The sequence below is a fragment of the Paenibacillus sp. FSL R5-0527 genome (genome assembly GCF_038008055.1).
Lineage (GTDB): Bacteria > Bacillota > Bacilli > Paenibacillales > Paenibacillaceae > Fontibacillus > Fontibacillus macerans.
The window spans coordinates 6,479,118-6,492,323 of sequence record NZ_JBBOYI010000001.1 but is presented as its reverse complement, the minus strand read 5'-3'; the positions used below and the strand labels follow the sequence as shown (position 1 = coordinate 6,492,323).

Here is a 13,206-nt window from a genome sequence, read left to right as displayed (position 1 = left end):
AGCGGGAGGTTTGCGTGATGTTTGGATTTGGCAAGAAGAAGGATAAAGAACCGAAAAAAGCAGTGGCGGCAGAAGCGGTATTAACCGCAGAACGTAAGGAAGAATTATTGCGCACTATCTCCTTGAAGGAGGAAGAAGTCAATCAAATCACCGGAGAGCAACAAGCAAAAGTTTATGAAGAGATCGGCTTAGCCTTTCATGAGCTTGGTGAAGAGGATCAGGCGATGGATGCGTTTGAAAAAAGTTTGCAAGCGAAAAAATCGGTTGGAGACGGTTATAAGATTTTATTGAAGCTATATAACAAGAAACGTGCGGAAGCGGCAAAAGCAAATGATGAAGCATCGTTGCAGATCTATTTAAAGAAGATGGATCAAATGATGCAGCTTTCCAAAGATGTTGCGCGCGGTTTGCGATAAGATTAGGGAGGGAAACGATTTATGTATATCACATTAAAAGAAGCGACACGCAGAGCGGAAACATTAAATTACACGGTTGGCGCATTTAACGCCCATAATTTAGAGATGTTGCCCGATATGATCCGTGCGGCTAAAGAGCAAGGGGCCCCTATTATTATTCAAACCAGCATAGATACCGCGAAATATGTCGGTCATGAAAATTTCGTTGCCGTATGCAAGTCCATGGCCACAACAGAAATGGTGGATGTGGTGCTGCACTTGGACCACGCAAGAGATTTCAATGATATTAAAGAGGCTATTGACAAAGGGTATACATCGGTGATGTACGATGGTTCTCATTTGCCCTTTAAAGAGAATATTATGAAGACCAGGGCGGTAGTGGATTATGCGCACCGATATGGTGTGTCGGTAGAGGGTGAATTAGGGACGATTGGCGGTACTGAAGAAGGAATCCATGTAGATGAAGATAAGCGGATTTATACGGATCCCAAAGATGCCGCAGAGTTTGTTAAAGCAACAGGGGTAGATGCCTTGGCCATTGCCATCGGTACTAATCACGGTCAATATAAATCCAAAACCGAAGTAAATATACCGCTGTTAAAAGAGATCAATGCGGTGGTCGATGTGCCACTGGTTATTCATGGAGGGACGGGGGTTGACGAAAAGGATATTCACGAATTAATCGATAATGGAATCCGTAAATTTAATGTAGGTACCGAATTGTTGGTAACATGGACGCAAACGGCAAAGGAAACTTTTAGAGACACGAAAGTCAATAAATCATTGCGTCACAATATTATCCCGTGCAATCAGGCGGTGAAAGAAATTGTAAAACATAAAATAGGTATCTTTATGAATAAAGAGGGTCATCTCAATACAATGAGGTGATCGGTATGGATAGGGTTCTGATCTTGTTGGCGGGACTGCCGGGAACGGGAAAAACCTATCTCAGCCATATCTTGCAAAATTTCTTTGGTTCATTTTATCTGCTTTCTCAGGATAGTCTGAAAGAATATTATTCCGATTTGCTTGGCTTTCATAATTTAGAAGAAAAGCGGGAAGTAGAACGGACAGCCTGGGCAAACTACTATGAAATCATGGAACAGCAAATGCAAGCAGGAAGCAATATCATCTCTGATTATCCTTTTAGCCAGAAGCAGAAACCCCATATTCAGAAATTGGCGGAAGGATACGGTTACAGGGTGCTGACCATTCGATTGACTGCCGATCTGGATGTTTTGTATGAACGCCAAAAAAAGCGTGACTTGGACCCGGCCAGGCATTTAAGCCATATTGTAACTTCATACAAAAAGGGGCAGCATCTAGCCGATAGAAGCAAAGCGGATCATTTATTGACTTACGAAGAATTTATAAAAAGATGTACAACAAGAGGATATGACGCGTTTGAACTAGGGAAGTTATATGAAGTAGACGTAACGGATTATACGAAAGTGAATTATTCTAAGTTGCTGGAAGATATAAAACGGTGGGAAGAGTCCGATAGAAGCTTTAATTAAGGCACGTACAAAGGTACGTGTCCTTTTTGTAATTGGCTGGCTGGAGAAAAAAAGCCCGCTGCTTTTTAAAACATCAACCCATTAATCTTTTGTGAATATTTACATGACCGGAGAAAAAGATTCGCGACGAAGACCCGAAACGGCTCGGCTTATTGTACCTCTCCACTTTGCAGGGACTGGCCGCGACCTTGCATCTGTTCGGCCAGCCGATCCGCGATTATTTTCCGGATGCGGACGCCGTTTATCGGCTGCTGGAAGCGTAATTTCGGGGACGAATGACGAGCGGAAACAGATGTTCAATCCGTTTTTCATTCTTATCAGGTTCTTCGAGTACAATTTTCAAGTATAATCATAGAAGAAACTCGGACAACAAGCGCCCCAACCTAGGATAAAAGCTATCTGAAGGTTGGGGCGTTTTGCAAATACTGAACGTGGGGGAGACTAATAAACATTTGGAGGAATGAAAAGTGGGTTATTTTGGATAGATTTTATTAGTGAAATATCAAGATCATTCATGGGGGATTCCCGGGGGTTTGATAGAACTTGGAGAATCAGTTGAAGAGTGTCTAAGAAGAGAAATAAAAAAAGAGATAGGTTTAGATCTGGGATCGATTCAACTCTTTGGAGTATTTTCGGGGGATGAACTTTATACAAAACTAAGGAATGGCCATGAATATTTTAATGTAGTTGTAGCTTATATTTGTACGGAATTTAACGGGGAGATTAAACCGGATGGAGAGGAAGTATTAGAAGCAGACTTTTTCCATTTATTCGACTTGCCGGAAAGTACTCAATCTTATTTTAAAGAGAAAATACAAGAATTAGGACCAGGGCTAGAACAGTTTTTGAAAGCAGATCGATGACACTCCCGACCAAAAGCAATTACCAATCCCATACATCCGAACAGCTCTGCCGATCTCAGTATTAATGAAGAGACCAATCGAAGATACAATGTCAGTATTAAACACCGAAATTGCACAGCCAGTGTCAAGGAGGACATTTTCTAGAATAATAGTGTTAGATTTGTAGCGTAATTCAAGGGTGACAAGCGGCAGGCCATTCTTCATGTTAATCTTCATTGTAAGCCATGCACTCCAGTAAAGGGTTGCTCAATAATCTCAAGATTCTCATGAGAGGTGTGGTAAATGTAATATTCTCGACTGGGGTCGCGGAGATAGCTTCAAATAATACCCAACGATCAGGAAACTGCTTTCGAACCTTAGACCATTTCATCAATAACACCTCAGATCCTTTCCAGATGTTATTATTGTACTATAACAAACATGAAGATGAAACCAATTGACAGTAGCTATGAATGGCGGGAAAGTTCATGGGAGTAATAAACATAAAAAGACTATCCACTAGAGAAGAAGCCGATCTATTAGATCATAAATTCTCCGAAAAATACAGATGGTACCAGCAAGGCGATTATTTCAGGCAATGCCTTGAAGAGAATGTTGTATACAGCCCTCGGATCCTGTACTAGAGAGAAATCAGGCTTTATTTGATCACTGGCGTGAAATGTTAGAAGATCAGAATATGAACATTCTAGTAGTTGAACATAAAGGGAGGATCGTAGCGTCTTGAGTCCTGGTTATTATTAAGAATTTGACCAGAAGCGCAAGACCTTATGGTCTAATTGAAAATGTCGTGACGCACGAAGAATATAGACGAAATGGATTCGGTTTACTGGTATTAGAAAAGGCTAAAGAAATTGCCGGAAAAATGAACTGCTATAAAGTGATGCTAATGACCAGTTCTCAGAAGGATGAGGTACATAAATTTTATGAAAAGGCAGGTTTTATAAAAGGTAAGAAAACGGGATTTATAATAAATATGTAAAGACTAATGAGGAGTAAAGAGATATTTACACGGCTTCGTGAAGCAGGGCAATTATTGAAAATCTCGGCAAATATCCAGAAACAAATGGATTAGACTTGGGCCTTGCTATTAGACGGAGTCATTGTCGGTATACCGTTAGGAATAATCTCTTTTATTATTACTGGTGGAGCCAATCACAAGAATATATAACCAATATATTATCCTTTTTATATTCACTGCATGGGATTTCACCGGCCACATTGTTATGAAATTGTTTATGAACTTGTATTTGAAAAGGGGAAGCTTGTTAGAATGAATGATTTTACAGAGGAGGTTGAGAAAATACGAGAACGAATTAAAGAAGTGAGGAAATCCGGAACTCAGACTATTTCAAGAATGGAAATAGAAGAGTTTGTTCGACAGTCATTTTCATTGACGTACGAGGATAAGTGGAGAATATAAAAAAACAATGGAGCGGATTGATATGGCAGGATTTGATGCATTTACAAAGAAGAGGCTGGAAAAAATTCTCGATCGTTATATTGAAGGGAAAATTCCCAAGCACCTTAGGGATGAATTTAAAATCATTTATAAATTTAGAGGAAACACAGTCACTCTTACACAAGATAGACCCTCGTATAGGCCAGGACAACGCGTTGAGCTGCCGATTGCTCAATTTAGATTTGAAGAAAACAAGTGGAAGATCTATTGGAAGGACAGTAAAGATAAGTGGCATTTCGTGGAAGATATAAAACCGATAGAAGACTTTGAAAAGCAATTAAGTATGCTTGATCGAAATGAATATGGATATTTTTGGATGTGAATAAAACTATGTCCGAAACTTTATTTTGGTTATTTATTTAAATCGGAGCATTAAAGGCCGCACGGAATTGCTCACTTATTTTCATGATAAGGATTTTGAAAGTGTGCTGGTTCATTTTGATCTGCCTGACTACATTCTTCAAGAGCGCGTTCATGCGAGTCAGCGTAGTAAATCTATATTTCGAACTGCCTCAAACTTTATAGAAGTACTTAACAGACAAACTGCGGAATCTGAACAAGGAAGCATTTCTGATCCCAGAGAGGGAGAGGCTGATTATTTATTTGTAATCAGAGATTCGAATGAAGTTCAGTCTGTCATACAAAACATAGTGGCGCTGAGTCTTTAGAAATCGGAAAATGAAAGACAAAATGAAATACAGCTGCGGCAATTCACATCTATTAAGCGCTATATTGCAGAAGGCAACCAGTGTGGACACTGTGGATTTTGCCTGAAAGCCCTTATTTTCACAACTGGGCATTCGTGATTTTCATTGGCATCATGATGCTCAAGGAATTGCAATAGGCGGCTTTAGTTTGACAATGAAGATAGAGGATATGCTGAGATTCGGATTATTGTATTTAAATAAAGGAAAACGGAATTCAAGCCAAGTCATCCCCGCTGATTGGATTGAGAAGTCAACAAATGTTGCTACATTAGACGGTCCGGCATATGGATATCATTGGTGGGTGTTGAACTCGGATACTACTGATACGGTAAACAAAACATTTTACGCTATGGGTAAGGGGAGCGGCAGGTAAACACTCGTTGTCCGGAGACTTTACACGATTATCTCGTTTGATCAGGTAGCAGAGAGAAAGACAAGCTCGAGAGAAAAAATATTTGATGGGAAAGCAGATGGGCTCGAGATAATTTAGACGGGCTTAGGAGAAGGAATCAGGTTTAGGGGAGGTGAAACAGACCGGACAAGAGATCAAGACAGGAGATCAAGGACTCATTAAGTTGATCCGCATCAAGTAACCCCCACCGTTCAAACATCACGATCAGGCCGCAGCCGCAAGGGGCTGGTTCGGTTGGCGCGCGATCAGCCGGCGGTAAGGGATCGCCGGAATCGCCACAGACATTTGCAGCAACTTCTGCTGCATCGTTTCTTCCGCTCCGAATAGGCGCAGCCGACGGCGTACAGTGTATTCGTTTAGGTACGCCTGCAGATGCTTTAGTCCCAAGGCTCCATACGTACTCTTCAGCGATTCCCACGCCTCTCTCACCACTTTCCGCAAGGGTGCATACAGCCGAAAGGCCTGAGGAACGACTGAACCGCCGATGTACGGACATCCACATGCTCGTTGATGAACGCAGCGAGTTCGTGACGGTTTGCCCTTTCTTCGCTTCCCCGCTTATGCGGCACTAGGCGGATTTTGACCTGCTCCGGCTCGCCCGACTCCGTGACCGTGCAGCCCGCTACGACCGCCGAGGCTTACGGATGCTTTCCTTCTCTCTTTTTTTGACCCCTTTGCTCTAGCCCCCCTGCTCCCTGAACGAAAGGAATAATCGTGCAAAGGCAGGCAGCAGGCAGGGACACCACGACACAACCCCTTTAGACAACTCCCTCACTGGCGTCGATTTGTGACACGGCTCGAAACGGCTACGGTGCAAAAGGTAGATACGCTGACCCCGCCGGATCGTGGCGCCTCTACATCGTTGACGCTTCCTCAACGAAGCAGCCCAAAAAAGCCGGGAAGACACTGTCCGCCTTTGATTCAGCGTCAACTCCGGCAATGGATTGCTGCTTTACCCAGCTACATCAAGGCTTGTCTGCCGATTTTTTGCTGCGAAAGTTGAGTTATAAGTTCGAAGAAAAATATTCTTTAGTAATTAAGGAAGATGCCGTTGTTTAGGAATGCACAACATGCGTGAACTGAGCCCCCTCTCTTTTTTTCAGGGCAAGTTTTTTCATATATCAGCGCTGCTAGCAACCGGCGAGCGATGCGGTCTCTCGGTTTCAGGAAGCATTAAGGTGAAGACGGCCGCTCCGGCCAAAAGAACGAGCGAAAGATAGAACGACGGACTGTAATTTCCCGTTTCGCTATAAAACAATCCAGGCAAATAAGCTCCCAGGGCAGAGCCGATTTGGTGGCTCAGGAATAACCAGCCAAGAATAAGGCCGACGGAATAATTTTTAAAATACTTCGTGGCCAAGAGTTGTGTCGGAGCGACGGTCGCAAAATCAACCAATCCAAACAAGACGGCAAATATGAGCAGCAGCACCGTGTTATGGCTAAACAAGAGTATACCAATCGATATTGCCCGTACGGCATATAAGATGAACAGCATTTTGCGGCTGCTCCAGTGATCGGCGACTACGCCGGATATCAAAATACCGATGATGTTAAAGCCCGCGAGTATACTGACGGCAGCGCTTGTAACAGTCGTTGAAAATCCGTGATCATGAGCGATCGGAATCAGATGGGTGTCCATCAAGCCTGTTGTAGTAAAACCGCAGATGGCAAACGGCAAAATCAGCAGCCAAAACTTCCTCATCCGGAAAGCCGTCCATATGGAAAAGGAGGCGAAAGGCTTGTTTTCATCGGCTGCGCCTTCTTCTTTCTCCGATCCGCCAAGCGGGGTCATCCCTTTCTCTTGGGGACGGTTCCGCAAGAACAGACCTACTGTGGGGAAGACAACAATGACTAAAAATGCCCCCAGAATGATGACGGTCGACTTCCAATCCAACCAATCAATCAGCATCAGCGAACCAGGGACAAGCAGCATCTGACCGGCCCCGAAGCCTGCTTCCATCAATCCGAAAGCAAACCCCCGTTTTTCATTGAACCAATTCGTCACGACGACCGTTGCCGCCACATTGGACGCTCCCCCTACACCAACGGAGATCAAGCCGTACAGAACAAACAGCTGCCATGAATATTGGATAAAAGCGGTGAGGAAGATGCAGATTCCAACAAGGAAAGTGCTGACGGACAAAATCATCCGGGCGCCCCAGCGATCGATCAGCTTGCCAGCGATGGGTTGGGATGCTCCATAAATAATAAAGCTTAGAGTAGATATAAGCGAGACGGTTCCCCGATCCATCGAAAAGTCCTGCTCCCAAGGTTCAATAAAAGCGCCAAAGGACAGGCGGACCCCCTGTACGGCCAATAATGTTAAAAATGTGATCGAGACGATGACCCACGCATAGTGGATTTGTAGTTTCGGCTTCATAGCAAACTCCTTTACGGCAGCGTTTTTATATAAAGTCGGTTCCTGCGCTTTTCGAACTTTTCATGAACTTCCATTTGAAGTACCAATCTTTCCACAAATCGCTGGTTTATCCATAATATAAAATATATAGTTGACTTGGTCAACTATTATTTCGGAAGTTGAACTTAGAAACTTGATAAAACTCATTTAACGTCCGTTTCACCGTAATAAGCGCCACGAAGACGCTTGTTACTTATCGATATGTAATTTCGGTGAAAATAACCATAGGCGGTTTGAAAAGGCTTAGGGCCTAGAAAAAGCGACCTAGGGCCTTTGTTGCGTTAAATAAATCCGGCAGCCTTGGACGATAAATAAGTCCTAGGCTGCCGCTGGTTTAGCAGACTATCGTTTCCTCATTTACAAAAGACCATATTATTTAGCCTATTGTCTAATAATAAGAATGTCGCGAGGCGGTCTTCCAGTTCTTTGAATTTGAGATATTTCGGTGTTAGTAAGATTGCGGCCTACCAAAATTAGAGAAGATGTGACGTTGTTAAAATTGAAATTACCCAAGTTAGCCACATTTTGACTGCCACGGAACACTCGGAATGACCCCTGAAAGTTAATTCCCGAAAACAGTACAAGTGTTACTTGGGTGCTTTGCACAACATTTCTGAGCCGGAAGCTTGAAAGCGCATTGTCAAACCGAAACGCTCCAAGATCACGAACCGCAACCCCCCCACGTCTGAAGAGGATCCGGCGGCCAGAAAAATTGGTACCTGACCAAAGTGCAAGGCGTACATCACTGTTTGCCAACTATATCACTCCTTTTCTGAGGTTGATATAGTGTATTGCAATTTTTAAGAATGGTATAGACAAATAGAGCAGGGGAGTAGTTTGAATTTTACCAACTCAACGTGAATCTAAATCTAGCCTTTCGTTAATTGCCGTGTGGTAGATGCGTATCGAAGGGGGAGGGAACCTCCCCTTAAAAATGAGGAGTCAAACATTATAAATCATAAGTATCGAATTCGAGAGGGCGCTCCTATAATTAAATTAAGCTTATGAAAGCGAATACAAAATGCCGGTGGCTTCCAAAACAACGTGCTATAATAAGTAGCGGCTCTGAGCGGTCAGCCGGTTATGATCGCCTCCGGCGAGCTGCCGCAGGTGCTGGCGAGCTGCGGCAATGATTTATACCAAATGTTAAAAGCGTTTACAGAGCAGGACCCCGACAAAAACGGCAAAAACGATACCGTTGGGGTGACGATCATGATCAGCAATAACAGTATCTCCTTTGACCTTAGCTCAGCTTTCGGCGCGCCCAACAATTGGAGCGAAACGGCCGGGAAATTCGTAAAGGCGGAGGAGACGCCGGAATACCTGGAATATCTCAAATTTATGAAAAAGCTCTACGAAGGGTATGCCGCCGCATTGGCCACATCGAAATAGCCGCATGCGGACCGTTATGAATCGCCGGATACGTGCCCGGACGAATTGCTGCTGTTTTTCCACCATGTTCCGTATACCCATAAGCTGCATTCCGGCAAAACGGTTATTCAACATATTTACGACACGCATTTTGCCGGGGCGGAGCAGGCGGCGGGCTTTCTGGAATCGTGGCTGACCCTGGAACGAAGCATGGACGCCCGGCAGTTCGAGAATGTGCGCGGCCGTCTTCAGCAACAAGCACAGCACGCCTTGGAATGGCGGGATCAAATCAATACGTATTTTTTCCGTAAATCCGGTATTGCCGATGAACACGGGCGTACGATCTATTAGAAGTTGTTCAAAAAGTCGTCTTCCCAGGACGAAGCTGTTCGAGGAGTGGAATCGGCGTCGAATCTTGAATTCAGCCGGACCTTCCGGTGCTCACGTACCCAAAACGTACGCTCCGCTCCTCAGTCCCTAGCTTCATCCAACCTTCTCGGTCCTGAAAACCCGACTTTTTGAACTCACACTATTATTAGGAACGGAAAAGAGGCGAGAGGCGATGAATAAGAAGATACGGTTTAACGACGGTTGGGAATTTGCCAAAAGCGGTCTGGAGACCGCAAGTCCGGGCGAACTGAGCTTTGAACCGGTCGATATTCCTCATGACTGGCTGATCTACAATACGCTGGATCTGTACGAAAACAGCATCGGCTGGTATAGGAAAACGTTCACGTATACAGGCAGCGATGAGCAGGTATTGTTGGCCTTCGACGGGGTTTACATGGACTCTACTTTGTATGTGAACGGGCAGCAGATCGGGGAGTGGAAATACGGCTATTCCTCCTTCGAGCATGAAATCACGGAGGCGCTGGCAGCCGGGGAAAACGAAATTGTGCTCAAGGTTGTGTTTCAAAGTCCCAACAGCAGGTGGTATTCCGGCGCCGGGATTTACCGCAATGTGTGGCTGAAAACGCGGGGCCGCAGCCATATTGTCACGGATGGGATCTATGTTTCGGCCGCGCGGGACGGGGACGCATGGCAGGCGGATATCGAAACCGAGTTAAAGCTTGATCGGGATGCGGTGCTGACTCATACGCTTTTGTACAAAGGGGAGATCATTCAGTCCAGTGCGGAACAGGTCTCGCCAAGGGCAGGACACAACGATTCCGCCGTCATTCTGAACCTGCAAAAGCTGACGGTTCCTGACCCGCAGCTTTGGAGCACGGAAGCGCCGCATTTGTATACGCTCGTGACCGAGCTGCGGCCGGCTGCGGCGGGAGCGGGCGGCTCCGCCGGCGGCCCGGTTATTGAAACCGTTACCCAATCCGTCGGATTCCGGGAGATCCGCCTTGATCCGAACGCAGGTTTCTTTTTGAACGGGAAACACATGAAGTTAAATGGCGTCTGCGAACACCACGATCTCGGCGCTTTGGGAGCGGCGTTCAACAAAGAGGCCTTGCGGCGGAGATTGCGGATTTTGCGGGAGATGGGCGTGAATGCGATCCGGACGGCCCACAATATGCCGGCGCCCGAGCTGATGGATTTGGCGGATGAGATGGGATTGCTGGTCGTGTCCGAAGCTTTTGACATGTGGGAAAGACCAAAAACCGCTTACGATTACGCACGCTTTTTCAAAGATTGGGCCGCTGTGGATGTAAAGAGCTGGGTCAGACGTGACCGCAACCACCCCAGCCTTTTGCTGTGGAGCATCGGGAATGAAATCTACGACACCCACGCGGATGAAAGAGGGCAGGAAATCACCAGGCTGCTGATGGCGGAAGTGCGCAAATCCGATCCGAAGCAGAACGCCCGGGTGACGATCGGCTCCAATTACATGCCTTGGGAAAATGCCCGGAAATGCGCGGATCTCGTCAAGGTCGCAGGCTACAATTATGCGGAAAAATACTACCGCCAGCATCATGCCGAGCATCCGGACTGGATCATCTACGGCAGTGAAACGGCTTCGGTTGTGCAGAGCCGGGGCGTGTACCATTTCCCGTTCGAGCAGTCCATTCTGGCCGATGACGATGAGCAGTGCTCGGCGCTCGGGAACAGCTCCACCAGCTGGGGGGCGAAGTCGGCGGAAGCTTGCATTTTGGCGGAAAGGGATACCCCGTTCTCCTTGGGGCAGTTCATTTGGACCGGGTTTGACTATATCGGGGAGCCGACCCCGTATCATACGAAAAACGCTTATTTCGGTCAGATTGACACGGCGACGTTCCCCAAAGACTCGTATTACATCTATCAGGCGGAGTGGACGAATTACAGAGAGCAGCCGATGATTCATCTTTTTCCGTACTGGGATTTCAATCCCGGGCAAATGATCGATGTCCGCGTTTGCTCGAACGCTCCTCGGGTGGAGCTGATTTGTAACGGCGTGACCGTCGGAAGCCATGAGATCGATCACAAGCATGGGCAGGAGCTGGTCGGCTGGTGGAAGATTCCTTATCGGGAAGGGGAAATCAAAGCCATCGCTTATGACGAGAACGGCCGGGTGATTGCGGCCGATGTCCGCACCTCCTTCAAAGACGCGACACAAATCAAACTGACGCCGGATAAGGAGTCGCTGATCGCAAACGGAACGGATCTCATCTTTGTGGAAATTACGATGGAGGATGAGGACGGACGGCCCGTGGAGAACGCAAATAACCGGGTGTTCGTAGAAGTGACGGGAGCGGGACGGCTGGTGGGGCTCGATAACGGGGACAGCACGGATAACGATCCGTACAAAGGCTTAAGCCGAAGATTGTTCAGCGGAAAATTGATGGCAATCGTTGCGGCCGGTACTGAGCCGGGCACAATCCGGATGAAGGTGAGTTCAATCGGCATGGACAGCCGGACGCTGGAGTTTGCCGCCCTGCCTTGTGCGGCAGAAGAACTGCAGGGAATCTCCGCTCAACAGAGTAATCGGGAACTGCCTATCGTTATGGGAAACCCGGACGAAATTCCGCTGCGCAAAATCGAATTGCTCAGCCGCTCGGGACAGCATTTGGACGATACGAAATCAATGGTTGAGGTTGAAGCGAAACTGTACCCTCACAACACTTCCTATACGGAAGTGGAATGGAGCGTGGTCAACGATGCCGGCATTCCTTCCAATCTGGCGCAAATGGAGGACAATGGCCATATGGCGCGAATTACGGCGTTAGGGGATGGACATTTTCGCGTTCGGTGCACCAGCAAAAACGGCAGCGGCAAAATCAAGCTGATCTCCGAGCTGGAATTTGCGGCCTCCGGACTAGGCATGGCGGGCAAGGACCCCTACGGCTTTATCTCCGCCGGGCTGTACGATTACAGCCAAGGCGAACTCGGCAACGGCAACGAAAGAGGCGTAGCCACCAGCAGGGATGGGGAAACCCGGGTCGGATTCCGGAATCTCGATTTCGGTTCCCATGGCTCGAATGAGATTACCATCCCCATCTTTGCCTTAACCAGCGAACCTTACCCGCTGCAGATTTGGGAAGGCATGCCGGGCGAAGCGGGCAGCGAGCTGCTGGCCGATGCCGTGTACCAAAAAGAAACGAAATGGAACGTGTACCAGGAGGAAACGTTCCGCCTAAACAAGCGGCTCCGCGGCATTACTTCGATTTGTTTTGTGCTCAGGCAGAAGGTTCATATCAAAGGTTTTTATTTTACCCGTCAGAATCGGGCCTTTGCGCAAAACGCCGCAGCAGACTGTGATCACATCTATGGCGATTCCTTCAAGATCGTGGACAGCCGCGTCGAAGGCATCGGCAATAATGTCTCCCTGGAGATCAAGGAGATGGACTTTACGGCGGAAGGCGCCGCAAAGCTGGCCGTTTACGGACATTCGCCGATCGATAAAAATACCATTCACGTGCGGTTCTCCGGTCAAGACGGTGAAAGCCGGCAGCAGATGATTGAGTTTGCGCGCACCGATGGTTACGAGGTGAAGGAGTTTCCTTTGAACAAGGTGACCGGCGTGCAGAATGTGACGTTTATCTTTTTGCCGGGGAGTCGTTTCGACTTTGGCTGGTTCCGGTTTGAACGGTAATTCGGAGAGGAGAGAGCTCCAAAA

11 protein-coding genes and 1 pseudogene are annotated in these 13,206 nt (G+C 46.8%); 9 read left to right on the top strand and 3 right to left on the bottom strand.

Annotated elements, in window-relative coordinates; translation table 11 throughout:
* Positions 1 to 17: 17 nt before the first annotated feature.
* The 6 genes from NYE69_RS29220 to NYE69_RS29200 all read left to right on the top strand — a co-directional run bounded on the left by NYE69_RS29220 (position 18) and on the right by NYE69_RS29200 (position 4,577).
* On the top strand, positions 18 to 416 hold the full coding sequence (locus NYE69_RS29220; protein ID WP_340929482.1) for a tetratricopeptide repeat protein: 399 nt from the start codon (positions 18 to 20) through the stop codon (positions 414 to 416).
* 21 nt (positions 417 to 437) lie between these two features.
* Positions 438 to 1,304: a class II fructose-bisphosphate aldolase gene (locus NYE69_RS29215; RefSeq protein ID WP_340929480.1), complete on the top strand. Its 867-nt coding sequence runs from the start codon at positions 438 to 440 to the stop codon at positions 1,302 to 1,304.
* 5 nt (positions 1,305 to 1,309) lie between these two features.
* Positions 1,310 to 1,933: an AAA family ATPase gene (locus NYE69_RS29210; RefSeq protein ID WP_340929478.1), complete on the top strand. Its 624-nt coding sequence runs from the start codon at positions 1,310 to 1,312 to the stop codon at positions 1,931 to 1,933.
* A gap of 494 nt (positions 1,934 to 2,427) precedes the next feature.
* Positions 2,428 to 2,796: an NUDIX domain-containing protein gene (locus NYE69_RS29205; protein ID WP_340929477.1), complete on the top strand. Its 369-nt coding sequence runs from the start codon at positions 2,428 to 2,430 to the stop codon at positions 2,794 to 2,796.
* A 745-nt stretch (positions 2,797 to 3,541) separates the two neighbouring features.
* Positions 3,542 to 3,775, top strand: coding sequence for a GNAT family N-acetyltransferase (locus NYE69_RS33840; protein WP_445744800.1), 234 nt, complete (start codon positions 3,542 to 3,544; stop codon positions 3,773 to 3,775).
* A gap of 463 nt (positions 3,776 to 4,238) precedes the next feature.
* The gene (locus NYE69_RS29200) at positions 4,239 to 4,577 is read left to right on the top strand and encodes a DUF3024 domain-containing protein (RefSeq protein WP_340929476.1); all 339 of its coding nucleotides are present in this window, start codon (positions 4,239 to 4,241) and stop codon (positions 4,575 to 4,577) included.
* 1,001 nt (positions 4,578 to 5,578) lie between these two features.
* On the opposite strand, the gene NYE69_RS29195 is transcribed toward NYE69_RS29200, so the two are convergent.
* The 3 genes from NYE69_RS29195 to NYE69_RS29185 form a co-directional block, all read right to left on the bottom strand.
* Positions 5,579 to 5,806 carry a hypothetical protein gene (locus NYE69_RS29195; protein WP_340930565.1) on the bottom strand — a complete coding sequence of 76 codons (228 nt, stop codon included), beginning with the start codon at positions 5,804 to 5,806 and terminating at the stop codon, positions 5,579 to 5,581.
* A 682-nt stretch (positions 5,807 to 6,488) separates the two neighbouring features.
* Positions 6,489 to 7,754 carry an MFS transporter gene (locus tag NYE69_RS29190; RefSeq protein WP_340929474.1) on the bottom strand — a complete coding sequence of 422 codons (1,266 nt, stop codon included), beginning with the start codon at positions 7,752 to 7,754 and terminating at the stop codon, positions 6,489 to 6,491.
* 420 nt (positions 7,755 to 8,174) lie between these two features.
* Entirely contained in the window at positions 8,175 to 8,549 is a 375-nt protein-coding gene (locus tag NYE69_RS29185; protein WP_082207688.1) for a hypothetical protein, read from the bottom strand.
* 327 nt (positions 8,550 to 8,876) lie between these two features.
* On the opposite strand from NYE69_RS29185, the gene NYE69_RS29180 reads away from it, so the two are divergent.
* From NYE69_RS29180 to NYE69_RS29170, 3 genes and pseudogenes are all read left to right on the top strand, one after another.
* On the top strand, positions 8,877 to 9,185 hold the full coding sequence (locus NYE69_RS29180) for a hypothetical protein (protein ID WP_340929472.1): 309 nt from the start codon (positions 8,877 to 8,879) through the stop codon (positions 9,183 to 9,185).
* Positions 9,186 to 9,515 (top strand): annotated as a pseudogene (locus tag NYE69_RS29175) (alpha-glucuronidase); the annotation flags it as partial.
* 211 nt (positions 9,516 to 9,726) lie between these two features.
* Positions 9,727 to 13,182 (top strand): glycoside hydrolase family 2 TIM barrel-domain containing protein, encoded by a 3,456-nt coding sequence (locus NYE69_RS29170; protein ID WP_340929471.1) that lies wholly within the window; start codon positions 9,727 to 9,729, stop codon positions 13,180 to 13,182.
* The last annotated feature ends 24 nt before the right edge of the window (positions 13,183 to 13,206 follow it).

What these genes read in the sequence shown, in the direction of transcription:
- NYE69_RS29220 (WP_340929482.1), top strand. Translation starts at nt 18, where the DNA reads ATGTTTGGATTTGGCAAGAAGAAGGATAAAGAACCGAAAAAAGCAGTG.
- NYE69_RS29180 (WP_340929472.1), top strand. Translation starts at nt 8,877, where the DNA reads ATGATCGCCTCCGGCGAGCTGCCGCAGGTGCTGGCGAGCTGCGGCAAT.
- NYE69_RS29215 (WP_340929480.1), top strand. Translation starts at nt 438, where the DNA reads ATGTATATCACATTAAAAGAAGCGACACGCAGAGCGGAAACATTAAAT.
- NYE69_RS29200 (WP_340929476.1), top strand. Translation starts at nt 4,239, where the DNA reads ATGGCAGGATTTGATGCATTTACAAAGAAGAGGCTGGAAAAAATTCTC.
- NYE69_RS29210 (WP_340929478.1), top strand. Translation starts at nt 1,310, where the DNA reads ATGGATAGGGTTCTGATCTTGTTGGCGGGACTGCCGGGAACGGGAAAA.
- NYE69_RS29190 (WP_340929474.1), bottom strand. Translation starts at nt 7,754, where the DNA reads ATGAAGCCGAAACTACAAATCCACTATGCGTGGGTCATCGTCTCGATC.
- NYE69_RS29170 (WP_340929471.1), top strand. Translation starts at nt 9,727, where the DNA reads ATGAATAAGAAGATACGGTTTAACGACGGTTGGGAATTTGCCAAAAGC.